This window comes from Microbacterium sp. NPDC087868 (assembly GCF_044900755.1).
Taxonomy (GTDB): Bacteria; Actinomycetota; Actinomycetes; order Actinomycetales; family Microbacteriaceae; genus Microbacterium; species Microbacterium galbinum.
This window is the reverse complement of record NZ_JBJDNO010000001.1, coordinates 302,660-324,908: the sequence shown is the minus strand read 5'-3', so window position 1 is coordinate 324,908 and position 22,249 is coordinate 302,660. Positions and strand designations below refer to the sequence as shown.

26 protein-coding genes and 1 other RNA gene are annotated in these 22,249 nt (G+C 69.5%); 5 read left to right on the top strand and 22 right to left on the bottom strand.

From position 1 onward, the window contains the following. Positions 1–3: 3 nt before the first annotated feature. On the bottom strand, positions 4–207 hold the full coding sequence (locus tag ACI2JZ_RS01655) for an SPOR domain-containing protein (protein ID WP_247622338.1): 204 nt from the start codon (positions 205–207) through the stop codon (positions 4–6). Positions 208–276: 69 nt separating this feature from the next. On the opposite strand from ACI2JZ_RS01655, the gene ppgK reads away from it, so the two are divergent. Then, positions 277–1,023 (top strand): polyphosphate--glucose phosphotransferase, encoded by a 747-nt coding sequence (gene ppgK, locus ACI2JZ_RS01650; protein ID WP_247622337.1) that lies wholly within the window; start codon positions 277–279, stop codon positions 1,021–1,023. A 61-nt stretch (positions 1,024–1,084) separates the two neighbouring features. Here the strand turns inward: ppgK and rnpB are convergent. The 4 genes from rnpB to ACI2JZ_RS01630 all read right to left on the bottom strand — a co-directional run bounded on the left by rnpB (position 1,085) and on the right by ACI2JZ_RS01630 (position 4,396). Continuing rightward, positions 1,085–1,447, bottom strand: an RNA gene (gene rnpB / locus ACI2JZ_RS01645) — RNase P RNA component class A. A gap of 35 nt (positions 1,448–1,482) precedes the next feature. Then, positions 1,483–3,186: a bifunctional 3'-5' exonuclease/DNA polymerase gene (locus tag ACI2JZ_RS01640; protein ID WP_404596315.1), complete on the bottom strand. Its 1,704-nt coding sequence runs from the start codon at positions 3,184–3,186 to the stop codon at positions 1,483–1,485. A gap of 19 nt (positions 3,187–3,205) precedes the next feature. Further along, positions 3,206–3,937: a zinc ribbon domain-containing protein gene (locus ACI2JZ_RS01635; protein ID WP_404596314.1), complete on the bottom strand. Its 732-nt coding sequence runs from the start codon at positions 3,935–3,937 to the stop codon at positions 3,206–3,208. 33 nt (positions 3,938–3,970) lie between these two features. Continuing rightward, positions 3,971–4,396: a YchJ family metal-binding protein gene (locus ACI2JZ_RS01630; protein ID WP_336640260.1), complete on the bottom strand. Its 426-nt coding sequence runs from the start codon at positions 4,394–4,396 to the stop codon at positions 3,971–3,973. A gap of 42 nt (positions 4,397–4,438) precedes the next feature. On the opposite strand from ACI2JZ_RS01630, the gene ACI2JZ_RS01625 reads away from it, so the two are divergent. Beyond that, a complete protein-coding gene (locus ACI2JZ_RS01625; protein ID WP_404596313.1) occupies positions 4,439–5,287 on the top strand; it encodes an aldo/keto reductase in 849 nt (282 codons plus the stop codon). 7 nt (positions 5,288–5,294) lie between these two features. Here the strand turns inward: ACI2JZ_RS01625 and ACI2JZ_RS01620 are convergent, their stop codons facing one another. Next, complete coding sequence (locus ACI2JZ_RS01620; RefSeq protein ID WP_404596312.1) at positions 5,295–6,131, bottom strand: helix-turn-helix transcriptional regulator; 837 nt, start codon at positions 6,129–6,131, stop codon at positions 5,295–5,297. A gap of 100 nt (positions 6,132–6,231) precedes the next feature. Here ACI2JZ_RS01620 and ACI2JZ_RS01615 point away from each other — a divergent pair, with 100 nt between their 5' ends. After that, positions 6,232–6,996: an SDR family oxidoreductase gene (locus ACI2JZ_RS01615; RefSeq protein ID WP_404596311.1), complete on the top strand. Its 765-nt coding sequence runs from the start codon at positions 6,232–6,234 to the stop codon at positions 6,994–6,996. Positions 6,997–7,053: 57 nt separating this feature from the next. Here the strand turns inward: ACI2JZ_RS01615 and ACI2JZ_RS01610 are convergent, their stop codons facing one another. Continuing rightward, positions 7,054–8,007 carry an L-lactate dehydrogenase gene (locus ACI2JZ_RS01610; RefSeq protein ID WP_404596310.1) on the bottom strand — a complete coding sequence of 318 codons (954 nt, stop codon included), beginning with the start codon at positions 8,005–8,007 and terminating at the stop codon, positions 7,054–7,056. A 41-nt stretch (positions 8,008–8,048) separates the two neighbouring features. Here ACI2JZ_RS01610 and ACI2JZ_RS01605 point away from each other — a divergent pair, with 41 nt between their 5' ends. Continuing rightward, positions 8,049–8,963, top strand: coding sequence for a methyltransferase family protein (locus tag ACI2JZ_RS01605; protein ID WP_404596309.1), 915 nt, complete (start codon positions 8,049–8,051; stop codon positions 8,961–8,963). 274 nt (positions 8,964–9,237) lie between these two features. Further along, the gene (locus ACI2JZ_RS01600) at positions 9,238–10,326 is read left to right on the top strand and encodes an AAA family ATPase (protein ID WP_247622328.1); all 1,089 of its coding nucleotides are present in this window, start codon (positions 9,238–9,240) and stop codon (positions 10,324–10,326) included. 35 nt (positions 10,327–10,361) lie between these two features. On the opposite strand, the gene ACI2JZ_RS01595 is transcribed toward ACI2JZ_RS01600, so the two are convergent. The 15 genes from ACI2JZ_RS01595 to ACI2JZ_RS01525 all read right to left on the bottom strand — a co-directional run bounded on the left by ACI2JZ_RS01595 (position 10,362) and on the right by ACI2JZ_RS01525 (position 22,248). Beyond that, entirely contained in the window at positions 10,362–10,676 is a 315-nt protein-coding gene (locus ACI2JZ_RS01595) for an HU family DNA-binding protein (RefSeq protein ID WP_247622327.1), read from the bottom strand. Between the two features lie 125 nt (positions 10,677–10,801). Further along, entirely contained in the window at positions 10,802–11,365 is a 564-nt protein-coding gene (locus ACI2JZ_RS01590; protein WP_404596308.1) for a hypothetical protein, read from the bottom strand. A 3-nt stretch (positions 11,366–11,368) separates the two neighbouring features. Further along, positions 11,369–11,779, bottom strand: coding sequence for a flagellar assembly protein FliW (locus tag ACI2JZ_RS01585; RefSeq protein WP_404596307.1), 411 nt, complete (start codon positions 11,777–11,779; stop codon positions 11,369–11,371). After that, on the bottom strand, positions 11,776–12,663 hold the full coding sequence (flgL, locus tag ACI2JZ_RS01580; RefSeq protein WP_247622324.1) for a flagellar hook-associated protein FlgL: 888 nt from the start codon (positions 12,661–12,663) through the stop codon (positions 11,776–11,778). Before flgL ends, ACI2JZ_RS01585 begins: the two co-directional genes overlap by 4 nt. A 14-nt stretch (positions 12,664–12,677) precedes the next feature. After that, positions 12,678–14,084: a flagellar hook-associated protein FlgK gene (flgK, locus tag ACI2JZ_RS01575; protein ID WP_247622323.1), complete on the bottom strand. Its 1,407-nt coding sequence runs from the start codon at positions 14,082–14,084 to the stop codon at positions 12,678–12,680. A 7-nt stretch (positions 14,085–14,091) separates the two neighbouring features. Further along, a complete protein-coding gene (locus tag ACI2JZ_RS01570) occupies positions 14,092–14,574 on the bottom strand; it encodes a flagellar protein FlgN (RefSeq protein WP_404596306.1) in 483 nt (160 codons plus the stop codon). A gap of 122 nt (positions 14,575–14,696) precedes the next feature. Next, entirely contained in the window at positions 14,697–14,945 is a 249-nt protein-coding gene (gene csrA, locus ACI2JZ_RS01565; RefSeq protein ID WP_336640252.1) for a carbon storage regulator CsrA, read from the bottom strand. A gap of 89 nt (positions 14,946–15,034) precedes the next feature. Further along, positions 15,035–17,101, bottom strand: a complete 2,067-nt coding sequence (locus ACI2JZ_RS01560) for a flagellar biosynthesis protein FlhA (protein ID WP_404596305.1) — start codon at positions 17,099–17,101, stop codon at positions 15,035–15,037. A gap of 38 nt (positions 17,102–17,139) precedes the next feature. Continuing rightward, the gene (locus tag ACI2JZ_RS01555) at positions 17,140–18,243 is read right to left on the bottom strand and encodes an EscU/YscU/HrcU family type III secretion system export apparatus switch protein (protein WP_336640250.1); all 1,104 of its coding nucleotides are present in this window, start codon (positions 18,241–18,243) and stop codon (positions 17,140–17,142) included. Next, complete coding sequence (locus tag ACI2JZ_RS01550; RefSeq protein WP_404596304.1) at positions 18,240–19,001, bottom strand: flagellar biosynthetic protein FliR; 762 nt, start codon at positions 18,999–19,001, stop codon at positions 18,240–18,242. The genes ACI2JZ_RS01555 and ACI2JZ_RS01550 overlap by 4 nt, the downstream gene beginning before the upstream one ends. Continuing rightward, a complete protein-coding gene (gene fliQ, locus ACI2JZ_RS01545) occupies positions 19,001–19,276 on the bottom strand; it encodes a flagellar biosynthesis protein FliQ (RefSeq protein ID WP_247622317.1) in 276 nt (91 codons plus the stop codon). Before fliQ ends, ACI2JZ_RS01550 begins: the two co-directional genes overlap by 1 nt. Next, complete coding sequence (fliP, locus tag ACI2JZ_RS01540) at positions 19,273–20,082, bottom strand: flagellar type III secretion system pore protein FliP (RefSeq protein ID WP_247624684.1); 810 nt, start codon at positions 20,080–20,082, stop codon at positions 19,273–19,275. The genes fliQ and fliP overlap by 4 nt, the downstream gene beginning before the upstream one ends. A gap of 155 nt (positions 20,083–20,237) precedes the next feature. Beyond that, entirely contained in the window at positions 20,238–20,666 is a 429-nt protein-coding gene (locus ACI2JZ_RS01535) for a flagellar biosynthetic protein FliO (RefSeq protein ID WP_247622316.1), read from the bottom strand. 2 nt (positions 20,667–20,668) lie between these two features. Continuing rightward, positions 20,669–21,328 (bottom strand): FliM/FliN family flagellar motor switch protein, encoded by a 660-nt coding sequence (locus ACI2JZ_RS01530; RefSeq protein WP_247622315.1) that lies wholly within the window; start codon positions 21,326–21,328, stop codon positions 20,669–20,671. Beyond that, the gene (locus tag ACI2JZ_RS01525; RefSeq protein ID WP_336640247.1) at positions 21,328–22,248 is read right to left on the bottom strand and encodes a flagellar motor switch protein FliM; all 921 of its coding nucleotides are present in this window, start codon (positions 22,246–22,248) and stop codon (positions 21,328–21,330) included. Before ACI2JZ_RS01525 ends, ACI2JZ_RS01530 begins: the two co-directional genes overlap by 1 nt. Position 22,249: the final 1 nt, after the last annotated feature.

Here is a 22,249-nt window from a genome sequence, read left to right as displayed (position 1 = left end):
GCCTCAGCCCTTTCCTTCGTCCCAGCCGGATTCGGCCGCTTCTTCATCGGCCCAGGCGCGGGAGCGCGCCTTCAGCGTCTCGGGTGCGTTCGCGGCCTCGGCCTCGGTGTCGAACGGGCCCACGCGGTCGATCGACTGCGAGATCATCCCGAATTCGACCTGCTTGGTCTCGAGGTTGTACCAGTACTTGTGTTCGCCGTCCGACATGGCCCGTCCCTTCGTCGTCTGATGTCATCGATCCTACTGGCGCGAACGCCTGTCGCTATGCTGTGGGTCATGGCAAAAGCGATCGGCGTCGACATCGGCGGTACCGGAATCAAGGCAGGAATCGTCGACCTCGAGCACGGAACGATGGCGTCCGATCGGGTACGGGTGCCCACGCCCGAGGGCGCGGCTCCCGGCGACGTGCTGCAGGCCGTGCAGACGGTGCTGAAGACCCTCGACGTGCACGAGTCGACCCTCCCCCTCGGCGTGGCCTTCCCGGCCATCGTGAAGCGCGGCAAGACGCTGTCGGCCGCCAACGTGTCGAAGGAGTGGGTCGACTTCGACGCCGAGCGCTTCTTCCGCGACGGCCTCGGCCGCAACATCGTGTTCGTGAACGACGCGGATGCCGCGGGCGTCGCCGAGGCACGACACGGTGCGGCGCGCGACGTGCGTGGATTCACCCTGCTCACGACCCTCGGCACCGGCATCGGCTCGGCCTTCATCAACGACGGCGTACTGCTGCCCAACACCGAGCTCGGTCACCTCAACTTCCGCGAGTACGAGTCCGTCGAGCAGTGGGCCGCGACCTCTGCGCGCGAGCGCGAGGGGCTCACCTGGGCCGAATGGGCCGAGCGCCTGCAGGCGTTCTACTCGCACATCGAATTCCTCTTCAGCCCCGACCTGTTCGTGGTCGGCGGCGGCGTGTCGAAGAACGCGGGCGACTTCCTCCCGCTCCTCGACCTGAAGACCCCGATCGTCCCGGCGATCCACCGCAACAACTCCGGCATCATCGGTGCAGCCTCGCTCGCGGGCGACTGACACCCTCGAGACCGCGAGAAGGCCCGGTGACCTGATGGTCACCGGGCCTTTCACGTCGAGGCGAATGGGCCGACCTGTACGCCGGGTTCTGTTCCGGGGTTCTTCGCCCCTTCGACGGCCATCTCTCTCGGCGACACGTTGCCGTGCCGCTCCAGCGGTCTACCCGAGGACTCGGCGAGCCGCGTCAACATCCTCTGTCTGACCTTGCTCCGGGCGAGGTTTACCTGGCGGGACATGTCACCATGTCCCCCGGTGGTCTCTTACACCACCCTTTCACCCTTACCCCCGGCGAACCGGGGGCGGTCTGCTCTCTGTGGCACTGTCTCGCGGATCACTCCGGGTGGGTGTTACCCACCGCCCTGCCCTGTGGAGCCCGGACGTTCCTCGGTGCGGTTGCCCGCCACGCGACCGTCCAGTCGACCCATTCGCATCTGCCAGTCTACGACGCCCGGCCGCGCCTCATTTCTCGGCGGACTCGGTGATGCGCAGATCCAGTGGCACGTCGATCGGGAACGTACCGAACAGGCGTGTGGTCGCGACGGCCGCCGCCTCGCGCACGGCGTCGGCGGCGGCATCCGCGAGCTCGACGGGGACGTGCAGGATCACCTCGTCGTGCAGGAAGAACGCGAGGTGCGCGGCCTCCGCGAAAGGGCCGGATGCTGAGGCCGGCGTCGCAGCGGGCGGCAGGCCGCGCAATCGATGACGGATCTCGGCCAGCCAGATCAGCGACCACTCCGCCGCGGTGCCCTGCACCACGAAGTTGCGGGTGAAACGCCCCCAGTCGCGAGCGCTGCGCCGCGCCTGCGCGACCAGCGCCGCGTCCACGTCCGCTCCGGTGGCCGCGGACTGGAGCGCCGCCCACTCGGGAGACGGCTTCGGCGACGAGCGTCCGAGCCAGGTCGAGACCACCCCGCCGTCCTCCCCCGCGCGTGCGGCGGCATCGACGAGCGCCATCGCTCGCGGGTAGACCTTGCGCAGTCGCGGCACGAGCCGGCCGCTGTCGCCCGTCGTCGCACCGTACATGGCACCGAGCACGGCGTACTTGGCCTCTTCGCGTGTCGCCACCGCGCCCGAGTCGACGACTCCGGCGTACAGATCGGTGCCCTGCGCCGCACGCGCCATCGCAGCATCCGAGGCCATCGCCGCGAGCATGCGCGGCTCGAGCTGGGCGACATCGGCGACCACGAGGGTCCACCCGGGGTCCGCCCGTACGGCGGGGCGCAGACTGCGCGGCAGTTGCAGCGCTCCCCCGCCGGCCGATGCCCAGCGCCCGGTCACGACGCCACCGGGGATGTACACCGGGCGGAACCGCCCGCGGTGCACCCAGTCGGCGAGCCAGACCCACCCGTTGGCGCTGAGCAGACGCGACATCTTCTTGTAGGCCAGGAGCGGTTCGACGACCGGGTGCTCGTACTGGGCGAGCTCCCATTTGCTCGTCGACTCGACGGGGACCCCGGAACGATGCAGCGCCCGCAGGAGCTTCGGCTGGCTGTCGAGATGGAGGGTGGCGTCGCCGAGGATCGCGCGCACCTGTTCGCCGAGCGCGACCATCTTCGCCGGGAGCCCGCCGGCGAGTGATCGAGCGCCGAGCGTTTCGGTGAGGATCTCGTCGTGCACGCCCTCGTTCCAGGGCACCCCCGCCGCGCGCATCTCCTCGGCCACCAGGCCGCCGGCGGATTCCGCGGCGCAGAGCAGGGCGAGCCGGCCGTCGGATGCCGCGGCGATCACCCGGCGCTGCGCGCGGTACTGCTCCAGGGCGTCGGCGACCGGATCCCCGCGCGTCGAGTCCGTGTCGAAGAGATCGAACAGCCCGGGTGCCGCATCGGGCGCCTCGCGGCGCATCCAGTCCTCGGACGGCTCCAGAGGGTGTGGGACGGATGCCGTGTCGCGGAGGATCGCGTGGCACAGGACCAGATCATGGGTGCGTCCGACCCGCACGCCGTCGGCGAGCAGCGGTGCATAGGTCTCGCGCGCGCTGCGGATCACCCAGCGCGGCGCGTCGCGCTGCTCGGACTCGGCCACCCAGCCCGGCAGATCGCGCTCACTCAGGCTCTCTCGGCGGATCTCGACGTCCGCGGCATCGAGATCGACGGCGACGTATGCGCCGCTGCCGTCGGCGACCAGCAGAATGCGTCGCTCGGACGATGCGGGCGACGCGCTCACGACGAGAGCGCCGCGTGCATCACAGTCCCGATTCCTCCGCGCGCACCAGGATGCAGCCGCACTCGGGGCAGTACACGACCGCGTCATCGGCGGCGCGACGGATCTCGGCGATGTCGGTGCTGGGGAGCATCATGCGGCACCCCTCGCACGTGCCACGGGTCAGCAGGGCCGCACCCGCACTGTTCGCGGCGCGACGCGTGTACTCGGCCAGCAGCGGCGCGGGGATGCTCTCGGCCACGGCTGCACGATCGCGGGCGAGCTGGACGCCGAGCTCGGCAGCGGCGGCGACGTCGGCCTTGCCCTGCGCGCTGAGCGTCGAGCCCTCGGCGGTCGTGATGTCGATGAGTGCCTGCTGAGCGGCGACGGCAGCCTCGGCCTCTTCGACCCGCCCCATGACGTCGAGCTCGGCGTCTTCGAGGTCGTTCTGGCGGCGGGTGAGACTCGCGATCTCGTGCTCGAGGGCCTGCGCCTGCTTGGGGTCGGTCGCGACCGCGAGGCGCTCGGCGTCACGTGCCCGGCGCTGCTCGACGAGCTTCACGTCGGACTCGAGACGGGTCAGCTCGGTGCGTGCGTCGTCGCAGGTGCCGGTGAGCGCGGTGAGCTCGCGCAGCTGCTCCTGACGGATCGACACCAGCTCGTTGATGCGCGCGGCCTGCGAGGGATGGGTGCGGGCACGATCGGCCTGCGCGATGCGCCGGTCGAGGTCGGCGATGTCGAGCAGGATGCGCTGATGTTCGGAGCTGGCGTTCACGCTGTCCAATCTATCGTCTGGCGGGGGCCGCCATCACAGCAGGTCGCCGTCGACGTACAGCCACCGGCGCTCCTCGCGAACGAACCTGCTGCGTTCGTGCAGCACGCCGCGGGCTCCGTTCTGGAGCCAGTGCGCCGCGAACTCCACGACCCCGTCACGATCGAAGGGGCCGCCCGCCTCCCGGTCGAGCACCACGAGTCGCCGCCAGCGCAGGTCCGGTTCGATCTCGATCGATGCCGGTCGCGTGGCGGCGTGCCAGGTCGCGCGCAGGTGGGCGACGTCGCCGATCACGAACGCCGTGTAGCGCGACCGCATCAGCCGCTCGGCCGTCGGGGCGGTGGTCTCGGCCCGAAGGATCGGACCGCAGCATCCGCCGAAGAGGTCGCCCGATCCGCAGGGGCACCGGGCGGAATCCGTGATCGCTGCGTCATGCGGCGCCATCTCCGCCTCGGGTGTCATCCCTCCAGCGTACGCTCGAGACACCGACCGAGAAGGAGCACCGTGAGCACTCAGCCCGCCATCCCCACGTTCACCGCCCACAACGGATTCGCCCTGCCGGCGATCGGCCTGGGGACGTACGCGCTCAACGGCGATGCCGGGGCGGATGCCGTGACCGGCGCCATCGGTGCCGGGTACCGCCTCATCGACTCCGCCTTCAACTACGAGAACGAGGGTTCCGTCGGACGCGGGGTCGCGGCGTCCGACATCGATCGCGACGAGATCATCGTGACCACGAAACTTCCCGGTCGCCATCACCCCGCCGAGAAGGCCCGGACGAGCATCGAGGAGAGCCGGTCGCGTCTCGGCCTCGACATCACCGACCTGCACCTCATCCACTGGCCCAACCCGAGCCAGGACGAGTACGTGCAGGCGTGGGCGGCGCTCGTCGACGCCCAGCAGCGCGGGGTCGTGCGCCAGATCGGCGTCTCGAACTTCCTGGCCGAGCACCTCGAGCGCGTCGAGCGCGAGACCGGGGTGCGTCCCGTCGTGAACCAGATCGAGGTGCACCCCTACTTCCCGCAGAGCGAGCAGCTCGCGTACCACCGGGAGCACGGCATCCTCACCGAGGCGTGGAGCCCGCTCGGCCGGGCGAAGGAACTGCTCGACGAAGACGTGATCCGCGAGGTCGCGGCCTCGCACGGCATCACTCCGGCACAGACGGTTCTCGCCTGGCACGTCGCCCGCGGCACGGTCTCGATCCCGAAGGCCTCGTCGCTCGAGCACCAGGTCGCGAACCTCGCCGCCGCAGAGGTCGCGCTCGACGAGGCGGAGGTGCTGGCGATCACGGGCCTCGGGCGTGCGGACGGGCGACTCTTCGACGCCGATCCCGCGCACCACGAGGAGTCCTGACCGAGGATCAGACCTTCTGCGTCCCCAGCACGCGCAGGAACTCGAGCTTGCTCGCCGCCTCGCTGCCCGGCGCCGCGGTGAGCACGATGAGCGCCTGGGACTCGTCCTCGGTGAACAGCGCCTGACAGTCGACCTCGATCTCACCGAGCTCGGGATGGATCATCGTCTTGTGCTGCTCGAAGCGCCTGCTCACCTCGTGGTTCTCCCAGAGCCCGATGAACTCGTCGCTGCGCGCCGAGAGTTCTCCGGCGATCTCGCCGGCCCGCGAGCGCGCCCCCATCACGCCGTGCGCGGCGCGCAACGAGGCCACCAGGGCGCGGCTCTGGCGAGCGTGGTCGGCCTCGGGATAGCGCCGCCGCTCGGTCTCGGGCATCGCGAACCACCGGTAGATGCCGCTGCGTGCGAGTCCCGTCAGCGCGCTGGCGTCGCCGAGGAGGGCCCGAGCGGCGTCGTTCTGCACGAGCACCTCGTCGAGGACCGAGACCACGAACGCCGGGGTGTCGTGCAGGCGGTCGAGCACGCGCAGGATGCCGGGCCGCACGTACTCCGTGACGTGCGCGCGATCGGGGGCGCTGTAGCCGCACAAGCGGTAGAGGTAGTCGCGCTCGTCTTCGCTGAGCCGGAGCGCACGAGCGAGCGATGAGAGGATCTGCGCGCTGGGCTGCGGTCCACGGCGCTGCTCGAGGCGCGTGTAGTAGTCCGTCGACATCGTCGCGAGCTGAGCGACCTCCTCGCGGCGCAGCCCGGCCGTACGCCGACGCGGCCCCGGCGACAACCCCACGTCGTCGGGGGTCAACGCCTCCCGGCGACGGAGGAGGAAGTCGGCCAGCGCATCACGATCCACCCCCCGAGTATCCCGCGAGTCGCCGACCCGATCCAGGGATCGCCGCTCCCTGGATCAGCCGTCTCTGGAGCGGTCCATGCGATCGACGGAGGCTGGACGCATGAACATCAGCGGAAACACCATCTTCATCCCCGGAGCGACGAGCGGCATCGGCCTCGCCCTCGCCCTTGCCCTGCGCGATCGCGGCAACGCCGTGATCGTCGGCGGCCGGCGCACCGACCGTCTGGAGGCGATCGCCGCCGAGCACCCGGATCTCGGCACCGTGCGGATCGACACCGCGGATGCCGGGAGCATCGAGGACGCCGCCCGCACGGTGCTCGCCGAGCATCCCTCCCTCAACGTGCTCGTGACGATGGCGGGCATCATGCGCACGGAGGACTGGCGCACGCCGGACGGCTTCCTCGCCACGGCCGAGGAGATCGTCACCACGAACGTCCTGGGGCCGATCCGCCTCATCGCGGCGTTCGTCGAGCACCTGCGCCGTCTGCCCGACGCCACGATCATGACGGTGTCCTCCGGGCTCGCCTTCGCTCCACTGCGGGTCACGCCGACGTACAACGCGAGCAAGGCGGCGATCCACATGCTCAGCGAATCGCTGCGTCTCCAGTTCGAGGGATCGAGCGTCTCGGTCATCGAGCTCGAGCCCCCGGCCGTGCGCACCGACCTCATGCCCGGACACGCCGAGAACGACGCGGCGATGCCGCTCGACGAGTTCATCGCGGAGGTCATGACACTGCTCGAAACCCGGCCCGACGCCTCGGAGGTGCAGGTCGAGCGAGTGAAGTTCCTCCGCTACGGCGAGGCACGCGGGGACTACGCACAGGTGGTCGCCGCACTCAACAGCACCGACCCGCACGGGAAATGAGAGCGGCCGGGGCACCGGCTCCGGTGCCCCGGGCCACATTTCCGGGGGCAGATACGGTCAGGAGCGCAGGGTCGCCGCGGCCGAGCGGAGCGCGTCGGCGGATCCGCGCAGCAACGCCAGCTCGGAGTCGGAGAACGACGTGTTCCGGATCGGCACGGCACCCGAGGCGCTGACGATCGACGGCACCGAGAGTGCGACGCCGTCGATCCCGTGGAAGTCGTCGAGCACCGTGCTCACCGGCATCACGGCGTGCTCGTCGTGCAGGATCGCCTCGACGATGCGTGCGCTCGAGAGACCGATCGCGTAGTTCGTCGCTCCTTTGCCGCGGATGACCTTGTAGGCCGCGTCGCGGACGTCGACGGCGATCTCGTCGAGCTCGGCGAGTGTGAAACGGGGATGCTCGGGGGTCTCCCATTCGAGGATCGGCGCTGTTCCGATCGTGGCCCGCGACCACAGGGGGAATTCGGTGTCGCCGTGCTCGCCCACGATGTGCGCATGCACGCTCGCCGTCGAGACGCCCGCTCGCTGCGCCAGCTTCCAGCGCAACCGCGAGGTGTCCAGCACGGTACCGGACGCGAAGATGCGCTCGGGCGGCAGACCCGTCTCCTGCTGGGCGATGACGGTGAGCACGTCACAGGGATTGGTGACGATCACGTACACGGCGTTCGGGGCCACCTCGAGGAGTTCCGGCATCATGCGTCGGATGATCCCCGCGTTCACGTCCGCGAGCTCGATCCGCGTCTGACCGGGCTTCTGCTTCGCCCCGGCGGTGATCACGACCACGTGGGAGCCTGCGGCGACGGAGACGTCGCTGCCACCGATGATGTCGCTCGTTCCCGTGAACTGCGTACCGTGCGCGAGGTCGAGCACCTCGGCCTCGACCTTCTCGGTCGCGATGTCGTAGAGGGCGATGTGCCGCGCGGACCCCCGGATCAGCGCTGCATAGGCCACGCTCGATCCGACGCTGCCCGCGCCGACGACCGTGAGCTTCGAGTTCTCGATGATCTCCATCCGCCCAGTGTGGCAGGTGGCCGGGTGGATAGCATGGGGCGGTGTTCGCCAGCATCCGCATCGCTCCCCCGGCGGCACGCGCGTACTTCTCACTGCAGGCCGTGGCCGGCGGATGCTGGTGGCTCGGAGTGCTCCTGATCCCCGCGATCCGCACGGCGACGCTCGACGGACTCCCCGTTCTCCCGATCGCGATCGCCGACATCCCTCTCTTCGTCGGAGGGTCGGCGCTCGCCGCGTGCGGCGTGCGGGCGGCGGTCTGGGTCGTCACCTCCTGGACCGTGCTCGTGGCGGGCGGGATGGTCGTGCACGCGACCGTCACCGGTCTGGCCGGATGGGGTGCGCTGCTCATGGTGGCCGCCGCGGCGGGGAGTCTCGCCGCCGGCATCGTGATCATCGTCGGCCGGGCACCCTTCGAGTGGATCGCTCGTGGACCGTTCGCCTTCCGTACCTCCCGCACCCAGGGGCGCGCCCGGGTGATGGCGCGCACGGGACTTCAGACCCTGTTCTTCTGGGGCGTGTTCCTCGGGCTCCTCCCGCTGCTCATCGCCATGGTTGAGGCTCGGTGGGGGCTTCATCTCGAGCTGCCTCCCGCGCTCCGTCTGACCGGTGTCGCGCTGTTCCTCGCCGCGACCGCCCTGGGCCTCTGGTCGGCGATCACGATGTCGCTTCTCGGCGAGGGAACGCCGCTCCCCTCCGAGATGGCGCGCCGTCTCGTCATCGCCGGTCCGTACCGCTTCGTGCGCAACCCGATGGCCGTCGCCGGCATCGCCCAGGGCATCGCGGTCGGGTTGATGCTCGGCTCCTGGCTGGTCGTCGTCTACGCGCTGTGCGGCTCGCTGGTGTGGAACACCGCCGTGCGTCCGATCGAGGAAGCCGATCTCGCGGAGCGGTTCGGCGACGACTATGCCGACTACCGCCGCCGAGTCACCTGCTGGGTGCCGCGGTTCGCCGGCTGACGGTTCGCGCGCACCCTGTCGAGCGACCCGAGTGCACGTAAACGAAGAGATTTCGGCCCCGACACGCCGTTTCTCGCTTGTCGTCCGACCCGCAGACGTGAAATGGTATCCCGGGCGGATCCCCCACCGCTCGTCCTCCGGTTCCTGCGTGACTCCCCTACTCGTCGGGACCTCGTGCTCCATCCGTGCCGCTCCGCCCACCGCGGGCAGAGCGAGTCACCGAGCGAGCCACGAAACCCCACCGATCGACCATCGGGGAGCGAAGGAGGAGGGTGTGGCCAGCACTTACATCGAGACCGGCGGTCACGTGCGGGTGTACGACGACGCCGTGCGCACCCACCAGGCGTTCCCCCTGGGGACCTATCGGGTCAGCTTCACCTCGAAAGAGGGCTTCAGCCTCGTGCGCATCGATGATCTGACCGTCGGAGCGGAGCGCGTCTACGGCGGCCGCGATCGCAAAGTCGCCAAGATCTTCCGCTCCTACGCTCTCTCCGACCGCAGCCTCGGGGTCATGCTCTCGGGCGACAAGGGCATCGGCAAGTCGCTGTTCCTGCGCATGGTCGCCGAGGCCGCGCGCGAGCAGGGCCTTCCCGTGGTGGTCGTCTCCGAGGACCACGACGGCATCGTGGAGTTTCTCGACAGCCTCGACGAGTGCCTCATCGTCTTCGACGAGTTCGAGAAGATCTTCCCGGCGGGCCGCCGAGGAATCACCGACGGGTTGAATCGGCAGAACCAGTTCCTGTCGCTGTTCGACGGACTCTCCTCGGTGAAGCGCGTCTACTGCCTCTCGGTGAACGCGATCGCCGACGTGAGCACCTATCTGGTCAACCGCCCCGGCCGGTTCCACTACCACCTGCGCTTCGACTATCCGGGGCCCGACGAGGTGCGGCAGTACCTTCTCGATCAGGCACCGAACGCGCACCCCGACGAGATCGAGAACGTGGCGTTGTTCTCGCGGCGGGCGCGGCTGAACTACGACCATCTGCGGGCGATCGCCTTCGAGCTGCAGCAGCCCGACACGCTGTTCGCCGAGATCGTCGACGATCTCAACATCAAATCGGTCGAGCCCGGCACGTATCGCATCGAGGCGCGCTTCCCCGACGGCAAGGTCTGGTTCGACGAGGTCGAGATGAACCTGTTCGAACGCGGAGACGTCGGGCGCACGTTCGAGCTGCGCAACGGCACCCGTTCGCTCTTCGCGTCGTTCGTGCCGCGCGACCTGATCTTCGAACCCGACGGCAGCATCTTCGTGCCGATCGATCGACTCGATCTGCTCGGTGACGACGACGAGGAACCGGAGGTCTATCCGACGACCGTCAGCCTCGCGCTCGTCGCCCCGGCGACCTACGGATTCGGACTCTGACGTCCGGGCCCGTGTCGTTCAGTCGGTGACGTCGGTCAGTCGGTGACCTTGACGCGACGATTGACCTCGCGGGTCGCGGAGAACTTCAGCACCGTGTAGTCGGTGACCTCGCCGGTGCCCTCGTCCTTGCCGAACTGCACGCGGTGCCCCTTGTGGGTCTGCGGATAGAACTTGCCGAAGTTGGTGAGGGTGACGGTGTTGCCCTGGCTGACGAGATCGAGGAGTTCGTCGATCATCGCGTTGTACGCCGTCTGAGCCGCGAAGACCGAGATCCCTCCGCGTCGCGCGAATCGCTGTACGAATTCGCGCTTGCTCACGCGATTGGCCTCGAGCGTCTTGGATGTGCTCATGCTCTGTACCGTCCCCTGGTGTGTTCGCTCGTCGCCGAGCGTCTTGCGCTGCGCCCCTGACAGCTGCACCGGTGATTCGTCGAAGGCCCCCCTGCGACGAACCGGGATCAGCGAGGCCCCAGCCCTTACCCCTCAGAGGATAGTGCCTCTTCCTTGGTATACGCGGTGAACTCCGGTTTCACCTGATTCTTCCGTGTTTTCGCGATTTCTCGGGCCGAGCGTGCGGCGGCGGTCGACATGTCGATCTGCGTACGGATGTCGAGGCCGCGTTCGTCGGCGCTCACCGAGAGCTCGGTCGGCTCGAGCGTCTTGGTGTTCACCACCACGTCGCCGTCGTTGATCAGCAGATCAGCCTTCACACCGTAGGCGCGGCCGACGATCGTCCCGCGCGCATCGAGCAGCGACGCGGTGTTCTCGCCGGCGGCCTCGGCGATCGCGGCGAGTTGGGCCGCGGTGTACCGGGCCGAGTTCTCGAACTCCGCATCGGACGACTCCTCCTTCGAGGGGACGAGTGCGAGTTCGGTCTGCCCCGGTGCCCGACGGTCGCCGGGGTGCACCCGCGCATCGAGGTGGTGGACGGCGCCGTCTGCATCGTCGCCGACGATGAGGCGGTCATCGTAGGCGAGGACCACGAGGTTGACCCCCTTCGTCGCACCGGGACCGTGCGTACGAGAGCGAAGATCGACCATCCGTCACCGTCCGCCGAGAAGCGAACGGATCGGGTAGGTCTGATCCTCGAGGATCACCTGCACCGCGCGCCCGTTTCCGGGGTGGACGACGATCGGCGCGCGCAGATTCACGTGCACACCCTCGTCCCCGGGGTTGGCCACGACCAGCATCCGGAGCGCATCGTCCGCGGATGCTCCGACCTCGGCGCGGACGGATGCCGGAACCTTCGGCGCGTACGCACGATCGACGAACGGCGCCTCCACCACGAACAGGCGCACCTCGGCATCCGTCGCCCGGAGCGCGTACAGACCGTCGGCCCCCTCGATGCTCTCGAGGGTGAACGTCGTGTACGGGGCCAGGCCGAGCATCGGCGAGGTGAACTCGATCACGCGGGCTGCCGACTCGATGTTCGCTCGGGCGGTCGTCGCGGTCATCGCAGGAACTCCAGGAGGTTGGTCTGCAGCGACTTGGCGGTCACCTGCAGGGCGGATTGGAAGACGAGCTCGGCGGACTGCAACCGCACGAGGACCTCGAGGCTGTCGACGTTCTCGACCTCGGCACGACGCGCCTCGAGGTCGGTGGAGGTGGCGAGGTTCTGCGAAGCCGCGCGCTCGATCTGCACCTGCCGGGCACCGGTCGTGCCGCGCGCGGCGATGACGCCCTTCAGGCGCGCGTCGATGTCGTCGAGGCGCGGGCCGACGTTCGCGCCGCTGCGCAGTTCGGCCGCGATGTCCCTCAGAAGCGCGAAAGCGCTGTTCGCTCCCTCGCCGAAGGCCTGCGAGCCGTCGAAGTCGACGCGAACCGTCTCGTTGTCGCTGATACGTCGCTGCACGCCGTCTCCCGGGCTGCCGTGGAACGCGAAGGTGTCGGGGTCGAACGCGGCACCGGCATCGCCGGTCCCGGCGAAGACGCTGCGGCCCAGCACCGTCGTGTTCGCCTGAGCGAGCAGCTCCGCGCTGATCGTCTCGAGCTCCTGCGCGATGGATTCCCTCGCCGTCGGGCTCAGCGCCCCGGAGTTCGCTCCCTGCGCCGTCAGATCGCGGGCCCGGTTGAGCAGGTCGGTGCTCGCTCCGAGCGCCGTGTCGACCGTGGTGACCCAGGCCATACCGTCGCTCAGATTCCGTGCGAACTGTGCGACCCGCGCCTGTTCGCCGTGCACGCCGAGCGTCGTCGCCGCGGCGGCGGGATCCTCGCTCGGTGAGCGGAAGGCGCGCTGCGAGGCGGCCTGATTCTGCAGGCGCTCGCGGTCCGCGAGGTTGGTCTGCAGCGTGCGCAGCGACTGCTGCGTCATGGTGCTGCTCGTGATGCGTCCGATCATGGTCGACTCCCGGGTCAGCGGCCGACCAGGCCGGTGCGGTTGATGAGCAGGTCCAGCGCCTCGTCCATCGCCGTCAGCACGCGGGCGGCGGCCTGGTAGGCGGTCTGGTAGGTCAGCAGGTTGATGGTCTCCTCGTCGCCGTCGACCGAGGCGTTCGACTGCTGCGCGGTGACCGCGGCCACGGCGCCCATGTCGGCGATGTCGGCCCGCTGCAGATCACCGGCGACCGCGACCGCGAAACCGGTGACGAACGTCGCCCAGGTCTTGCTCGGCCCCGTGGCGGAGGCACCGAGAGCACTGATGCGGTCGGCGATCGTGGTGTCCTTCGCTCCGGCTCCCGGCGCCGCCAGCGCGAGCTGATCGAGCCCGGTGGGCACGACGCTCAGTCCGAGCGCCGCGGGCCCCGTCGTGTCGAGGGCGAAGAAGTCGCCCCCGGCCGCGCCGCCGGCGGTCACCCCGGTGCGGTGCACGTCGTTGACCGCCGCGGCGAGGGCGGCTGCGGTGTCGTTGTACGCGGCGGCGACGCCGGCGAGCGTGCCACCGTCCGCCGCCGGGGCGAGCGCGCTGATGGTGCCGCCGATCACGCCGCCGCCGACGGCGACGGGAACGTCCGGCCGATCGGCCCACGACACGACGATCCGACCGGCATCCGAGATCTCGCGCGGACCGCTCACCTGGAGCGATCGGCTGCTGTCGCCCGAGACCAGCGCATTCCCGTCGACACGGAGGGTGAGAGTGCCGTCCGACTCGACGACGCCCGTCGCCCCGATCGCCGAGGACAACTGCTGGGCGAGCACATTCCGCTGATCGATCAGTTCGTTGGCGTTGCGTCCGGCGTGCAGCGCGTCGCGGATCTGACCGTTCAGCGTCGCGACCTGACCCGCCACCGCGTTCACGTCGGCGATATCGCGATCGACCTGTCCGCGCAGATCGCCCCACTGGCCCGCGACGGCCTGATAGCCCGCCGCGATCTGGCCGACGAGCACCTGAGCGTTGGTGAGCACGACCTGCGCCGCCGCCGGTTCCGGGGTGTTCGCGAGATCCGACCATCCGGCCCAGAAGCGGTCGAGGTTCGCGGCGAGGCCGTCCGCGGTCGGCTCCGCCATCGTGCTCTCGGCGCGGGCGGCCGCGGTCGCCCGCGCGCTCCAGAATCCGGAGGTCGAGAGGGCATCGCGCACCCGCGCGTCGAGCACGGCATCCCCGAGGCGTGCGACACCGGTGACGGAGACGCCTCCGCCGATGCCGAGGCCGCTCTTCCACAGTCCGGTCTGACCCACGCCGGAGAGCGGAGCCTGATCGACCCTCTGCCGGGTGTACCCGGTGGTCGTCTGATTGGCGATGTTCTGACCCGTCACGGTCATCCCCGCGCGGGCGGCGGAGAGGGCGGATTCCGCCAGACGAAGACCTGAGAACGAAGACATGGTCACCTCACATCCGGGTGTCGAGAAGTCGGGCGTCGCCGCCGCGGACGACGTCGCCGCTGGGCGTGTACTCGCCGGTCGGCTCGCCGAGCCCGGCGATGGTCTCCTGGGTCATGCGGATCGCCGTGCGCAGACGCTGCTCGTTGACCTGCTTCATCTGCTCGATCTCCTCGGCCAGCGCGGTCATCGCGGAGAGGTGACCCTCGAGCACCTCCCGCCATCCGTCGGAGGGCGCCGCGGCGATCAGCTGCCGCAGAGTCGTCGCCTCGGGTGCACCCCACTCGTCGGCCACGGCCACGACGAGTGCATCACGCGAGAGCGCGACGGTCGGCATGGCGGCGAGCACGCGCTCGATCTCGGTCGACGCGTGCCGGATCCACCGGTTGCGGCCGGTCGCGAGCAGCATCTGCTGCTCGTCCAGTTTGAACAGCAGCGTCTCGAGCAGCTCGCGCTCGCGCAGCAGGTGCATGCTCAGGTCGTGAGCGGCCACAGGGCGTCACCTCGTCGGGTCGGGTCGTCGATGACGGGAATCCCCGTCACATCTACGACTATCGCGACATCGCGGAGGCGAGTAACTCGACACGGATGGGGAGAACTCCCCATTGACACCCGTCAGGAAGCTCCACTCAAGCGTCGCAGGGCACCGAGGAGCGCGCTCTCCGCCGACTCGTCACCCGCGGTCTGCGCCGCCTGCTGGTTGGCATCTCCGACCGCGAGCACGATCTCCGCACGGTTGATGCGGGTGTCGCGAGGGGCGTCGATCCCGACCCGGACGCCGCTCGGGGTGACCGCCAGGATCGTCACCGTGATGTCGTCGCCGATCACGATGCTCTCGTTCGCGCGCCTCGTCAGAACCAGCATGTCCGTCCGCCTTCCCTGGCTGCGGCGCACTCGCGCCATCCTCTTCCCCAAGGTAGTGCATGCCCTCGTAAACGAGCGGAATCTGCAGATCAGCCCGCCGCGCTGGGGAGAGCGGACGGAGCGATGCGCACGACCCCGACGACGTCGGTCGCGTGACCCGCCGCCCCGGCCTCGTCGTAGGAGAGCACGGGGAGAGACTCGACCTGCGGTGCGAGCATCCGCCGCACGGCCTGACGCAGCGACGGCGCGCAGACGAGCACCGGTTCGGGCCCCGCCTGCGTGAGCTCCGACACCGTGCGGCGCACGCTTTCGAGCACCTGCAGCGTCGCCTCCGGCGTGAGAACGATCTGGGGATTGCCGTCGACGACGCGCATTCCCTCGAGCATCTGCTGCTCCAGCATGGGATCGAACATGACGACCCGGATGCGCCCGTCCTCGGCGAAACGTGCGGCGATCGCGGGTCCGAGCGCCGCACGCGCGGCATCGATGAGTCCGGGGATCTCGGTCGACGTCTTTCCCCGGAGCACGAGCGCCTCGTAGATGCGCGCGAGGTCGTTGATCGGCACGCGCTCCGCCAGCAGTCCGGCGAGCACCCGCTGGATCGCCGCCAGCGAGAGCACCGCGGGAGTGAGCTCCTCGACCGTCGTGGGGCTCGTCTGCTTCAGGTGCTCGGTCAGCTGGCGCACGTCTTCGAGCGAGAGGAGGCGGTGCGCCTGGCTCTGCACGATGTCGGACAGGTGGGTGATGATGACGCTCGCGCGATCGATCACCGTTGCCCCCGCCATGTCGGCCGCGTGCGACATCTCGGCCGGCACCCACTTGCCCTCGAGCCCGAACACCGGGTCGACCGCGGCCTCGCCGGGGAGCTGCTCGAGCCCCGTGCCGATCGCCAGCACGTGACCGCGGGGCACTGCTCCGCGACCGACCTCGACACCGGCGATGAGGATCGCGTAGGTCTGCGCCGGCAGATCGATGTTGTCGCGGGTGCGCACGGGAGGCATGAGGATGCCGATGTCGAGGGCGAGCTTGCGACGGAGGGACTTGACCCGGGTGAGCAGATCCCCCGAGCCACCGGCGGCGAGGTCGACGATGTCGGTGGAGAGCGAGATCTCGAGCGCGTGCACCCGCATCCGGTCCATGAGGTCGTCCGGTCCCTCCGCACCGGCCTCGGCGGCTTCCTGCTCCAGCGCATCGGCCTCGCGCGCGGCATCCCGATCCTCGCTCGCCTTCACGCGCGACGCGGCGAAGAGCAGCACGGCGCCGATGCTCGCGAACACGAGCAGCGGCATCCCGGGGATGAATCCCATCGCGACCGCCGCCAGCCCGGTGATGACGAGGGCGTTGCGCGACTGCAGCAGCTGTCGCGCCGCGGCCTGCCCCATCTCTGCCTCGACGTTCTCACGCGTGACGATCATGCCCGTCGACACCGCCATCAGCAGCGCGGGGATCTGCGTCACGAGCCCGTCGCCGATGGTCAGGATGCTGTACGTCTCGAGCGCCTCCCCCATCTCCATGCCGTGCTGCGCCATGCCGATGATGATGCCGCCGACGAAGTTGATGACGACGATCACGATGCCGGCGATGGCATCGCCCTTGACGAACTTCGACGCGCCGTCCATCGCCCCGTAGAAGTCGGCCTCCGCGGCGACCTCGGCCCGGCGCCTGCGCGCCTCGGCGTCGGTGATGAGCCCGGCGTTGAGGTCGGCGTCGATCGCCATCTGCTTGCCGGGCATCGCGTCGAGGGTGAAGCGCGCGCCGACCTCCGCGACGCGCTCCGCGCCCTTGGTGACCACCACGAATTGGATGACGGTGAGGATCAGGAAGATCACCGCACCGATCACGAGCGACCCGCTGATCGTGATCTGCCCGAACGCCTGGATCACCTGGCCCGCGTGCGCCTCACTGAGCACCAGGCGCGTGGACGCCACGTTGAGTCCGAGGCGGAACAGCGTGGCGACGAGCAGCAGGCTCGGGAACACCGAGAAGTCCAGCGGCTTCTTCACGAACATGGCCGTGAGCAGGATCAGGAGCGCGAACGAGATGTTCACGACGATGAGCACGTCGAGCAGCGGCGTCGGGATCGGCACGATGAGCAGGAGGATGATCCCGACCACCCCGACGGGGACGGCTCCCTTCGACAGCAGCTGACCGATCATGCGTCCTACCTTCTCGTTTTCCGTGTCTGGGGTTCGGGTCAGAGCCCGCGGTCGCGGGTGCTCGCGAACGGCATGGTGTGGGTACCGCGCGCCGAGCCGCGCCGCTTGAGGTGCTCGATGAACGCCAGCACCTGGGCCACCGCGGTGTAGAGCTCCTCGGGGATCTCGCGGCCGATCTCGCAGGCCGCATGCAGGGCGCGGGCGAGCGGGATGTCACGCACCAGCGGCACCCCCGACTCCTCGGCCCGCTCGCGGATCTTCTGCGCCACGATGCCGGCGCCCTTCGCGACGACGCGCGGGGCGGACTTCCCGGGCTCGTACCGCAGCGCGACGGCGACGTGGGTGGGGTTGACGAGCACGACGTCGCTGTCGCCGACCGCCGCGATCATGCGGTTGCGACTGAGGGCGATCTGGCGCGATCGCCGCTGAGAACGCACGAGCGGGTCGCCCTCGCTCTTCTTGTGCTCGTCCTTCGCCTCCTTCTTCGTCATGTGCGTGTGCTTGCGGTTGCGGCGCAGCACGACGGCGACGTCGATGGCGGCGAGCAGGATGCCGACGACGACGGCGACCTGCAGGAGGGCCATCACTCCCCCGGCCGCCTGCTCGAGGAGCCAGGTGATGTTGTGGCTGCCGCTGGCCATGAGCACGGGGACCAGGCCGGACACCACGATCCAGAGCGCGAGACCGATGGCCGTCGTCTTGAGCAGCGCCTTCGCACCCTCCCAGAGCGCCTGCCGTCCGACGACGCGCTTCAGCCCGGTGACGAGGTTGAACTGCTCGGTGCGCATCGTCACACCGCGCAGGTGGATGCCGCCCTGTGCGACGGCGGTCGCGGTCGTCGCGAGGAGCACGACGACCAGCATCGGCAGCAGGATGCCGCCCATCGACGTCAACGCCGCCCCCAGCACCTCGACCGCGGCGTCGGCGGTCGGATGACCCGCCACCGGCGCCACCCGCAGGAAGAGCTCGGTGAGCACCTGGGTCGCCGAGGCGATCGCCGGGAGCGACATGATCGCCGCCGCTGCGATGCAGACCCAGGCCGTGAAGTCCTGGCTGCGACCGATCTGGCCCTTCTTCCGCGCCTCCTTCAGGCGACGATCGGTCGCCTTCTCGGTGCGTTCTCCGGTATCGGTCTCGCTCATCGGGTCACCTCCAGGAGCAGCCGGGCGGCGTCGTCGGCGATCGCCGCGACCACGCCGGGGAGCGCCGCGTACACGAAGCCCACGAGCAGGAGGGTGAGCCCGATCTTGATCGGGAAGCCCATCGCGAAGGCGTTGAGGGCCGGGGCGACGCGGGTCACGAGGCCGAGTCCGACGTCGGCGAGGAAGAGCACGATCAGCAGGGGGCCGGCGATCTGCACGGCGCTGAGCATCATCTGCCCCGCCGCTCCCACGAGCGCTTCGGCGGGATGGGCGAGATCGATCATCCCCGTGACCGGCACCGCGTCGAACGAGCGGAAGAGTCCGCCGAGAACGAGCTGGTAGCCGTCGGAGGCGAACAGCAGCACGATCGCGGTCATCTGGAACAGGCGGGTGAACTGGGCGCCGTTCACCGCCATGCCGGGGTCGAACGCCTGCGCGAGCTGGAAGCCGCCGAAGGTGTCGACGAGGTAGCCGGAGCTCTGGATCGCACTGAAGAGCACCATCACGAGGAAGCCGAGAAGCGCGCCCGTGAGGGCCTGCCCGACCAGTGCGAGCAGGAATCCTCCGGTGTCCAGACGCTCGTAACCCGCTGTGACGACCGGTGACACCGCGAGCGCGAGCCCGACGCCGAGCATCGCGCGAATGCGCATCGGCACCGTGCCGTGACTGAACGGCGGCGCGATCACGAGGAACGCCGTGATCCGCACACAGGCCAGAGCCGTCGCCTCGAGCCAGGTGAAATCGATCGGGATGTACATCAGCCGCCGTTCAGCAGCGACGGTATGCGTGCGAACAGTTCGTTCGAGAACGCGATCATCTCGGAGATCATCCAGTGCCCGCTCACCAGCAGCGCGATTCCGACGGCCACGAGCTTGGGCACGAAGGAGATCGTCATCTCCTGCACCTGGGTGATGGACTGCAGCAGCGAGATCGCGAAGCCGACCACGAGTGCCGTGATCAGGAGCGGGGCGCACAGCTTCGCCGCGAGGATGAGCGCCGCCTGGCCGATGTCGATGACCGCTTCGGGATTCATCCCCCACCTCCGGCGTAGGACTGCACGAGGGCGGTGATGACCATCCCCCACCCGTCGATGAGCAGGAACAGCAGGATCTTGAACGGCAGCGAGATCATGACGGGCGGGAGCATCATCATGCCCATCGACATCAGGGCGCTCGCGACGACGAGGTCGATGACGAGGAACGGCACGAAGATGATGAAGCCGATGAGGAAGGCCGCACGCAGCTCGCTGAGCATGAACGCGGGCACGAGCGTCTGCAGGGGGATGCTGGACGGGTCGCTGGGGTTGTCCATCTGCGCGGCGCGGTGCATCAGCGCGATGTCCTCTTCGCGCGTGTAGGCGAGCATCCACTGCCGCAGCGGTTCCTGGGCGAGTTCGAACGCCCGGCCGAAGTCGATCTGCCCCTCGGTGAACGGGGCGACGGCGACCGTGTTGATGTCGGTTAGCACCGGCCACATGATGAACAGGGTCAGGAAGAGGCTGAGGCCGGCGAGCACCTGGTTCGGCGGGATCGACGGCAGCGACAGGGCGTTGCGGGTGAGGGCGAGCACCACGAAGATCTTCGTGAAGCTCGACATCATCAGCAGCAGCGCGGGTGCCACGCTGAGCACCGTGATGCCGAGCAGCGTCACGATGCTGTCGGACGGCGTGCCGTTGATGCCGTTGATCGTCACTCCCTCGCCGTCTCCCGACTGCGCGGGGACGACGGATGCCGCGGCGTGGGCGCCCGCGGCGCCCCAGAGCACGAACACCGCCACGAGCACGAGGACGACGGCGGCGAGGACCCCGATCCGACCGCGGGCTCGCCGCGCGTGCGCCATCGGCGCGGCGGCGAGGGCTGATGCGGGCACGGCGGCACTCCGAAGATGGGTGTCGTGGCCGATCCGTAGCCAGGGGGACGAGCGATCCGTGCTCACACGCGACTATCGCGACAGGGGTTCTCCCGCGTAACCGCGCGAAGGGGTGAGGACGCCGATCAGGCGACGGAGGTGAGCGGCGGGCGTTCCGTGTCGTCGCCGCGCTCGTCGTCGATCGTCTCGTCGTCGATCGTCTCGTCGATCTCGGCCGGAGCCTCCTGCGTGTCGACCACGCTCACACCGCCCTCGGTGACGCCGAGCACGTAGCGGATGCCCCCGAACTCGGCCACCACCAGCTGGGCCTTGGCACCGATCCCGGTGCGGGCGACGACGGTGATCTTCTCGGGACGCGGCCGCGCGGACTTCGACGCCGAGGATCGCGGCGGACGGAGCACGGACAGCCGCCCGAGCTTCTTCGGCAGGAGTCCGTCCAGCGGGCTTCCGCCCTTCGCACCGGCCTTCTGCAGACGTCGGCTGAGGAACAGCAGCAACCCGAGCACCGCGGCCAGTGCCACGATCATCCGCAGCGCGACGAGGACGTCGTCCATGTTCAGACGCTCTCGGCGCCGTCGAGGATGCGTTCGACGCGGATCGCGAAGTCGCCGTCGGCCACGACCACGGTTCCATGACCGATCAGACGCCCGTTGAGCTTGATGTCGGCGGGAGAACCCGCAGCACGGTCGAGCTCGACCACGTTGCCCGGCTCGAGCGCGAGGACGTCGCGCACCGGCATCCGCGTGCGGCCGATCTCGACCACGAGCTCCATCTCGACGCCGGCGATGCGATTGATGCGCTGCGGTCCCGTGGAGCCCGAGCCCGTACGGTCGCCGTCGATGCGCACCGAGGCGCGCGCGGCGATCGCACCGGTCGAATCGACCAGGTCGAACACCTGCGTGCCCGGAGCGGCGAACACCTCGGTCGCCGCGACGGTCTCCCCGGAGCCGAGAGCCCCGGGCCCGAGCACGATCGACGCCGCCTCGAAGATCGGATGCAGCCGGTCGGCGAGATCGGCCTTCTTCGATCCGTCCTCCAGCTGCGCGGGATCGATGACCTGGATGGCGAGCCGGGCCCCCGGTGTGCCGGTGAAGGTCACGGCGATCGCCTCTCCCACCGCGCCGGGGTCGGTCGACGGCGTCGGGATGACGGGGAAGCCGAACGGCAGCTTGCCGGCGATCGCCGCGGCGATGGCGGTCTCGTGGAAGGTGCTCATCAGTGGTTCTCCTCGTGGGTGGTCGTGATCGTGCAGGCGAGGCGCGATCCGCGGCTGCCGGGCGTCGCGCGCGCGATTGCCGTGTCGCCCGCCATCAGTTCGTAGGGCATCGTCTCGGGGTGGGGCAGGCGCAGCAGATCGCCCGGGGCGAGGTCGAGCACCTCCCCCGCTCCGATCGTGATCGGAGCGAGACGCAGCGTGATCTCGAGCGGAGTGCTGTGCACCTGGTCGCGCGTATGACCCGCGCCGCGCGTCGCCGCGGCATCCGCCCCCGCCTCGGCGAGATGGTCGACGACCGCGGAGGCCGGCAGCATGATCGAGGCGACCGTGCGTGTGTCGCCCAGGCGCATCGTGTATCGGGCGACGATCACGGCGGCCGACGCCGAGATGACCTGGAGGTACTGCGGGTTGTAGTGCACACCGCCGAAGACGGGCTCGCCGGGGAGCAGCGGACCGAGGCTCGCGGACAGGTGCTCGAACGTGCCCTCCATGAGGTTGCGCACCAGGGCGAGCTCGATCGGCGTGAACGTGCGGGCATCCGGGAGGGAGGTGCTGCGCCCTCCCATCATCTGCACGACCCAGAGCAGTGCGCTGTCGAGCCCGAACTGCACGACGCACGGCTCGTCGCGATCGGCGAAGGCGCCGGCGACCATGGCCGTGGTGCTCGGCAGCGTCTGCGCGTACTCCTCGTACGACACGAGTTCGACGTCGTCGAGGGTGAGGTGCGTGCGCACGCGGATCTTCGCGGTCAGCTGCGACGACCACAGGCGGGCGAAGGACTCGAACGACGCCTCCAGCCGGCGGATGCTGTCGCGCCCGAGCTGCGCGGGGCGACCGAAGTCGTACGCCGGATAGCGCCCGGCGGGGTCGTCCGGCACGGCGTGCGCGGTCATGGCGGTCTCCTCGGAGATGGTGGACACG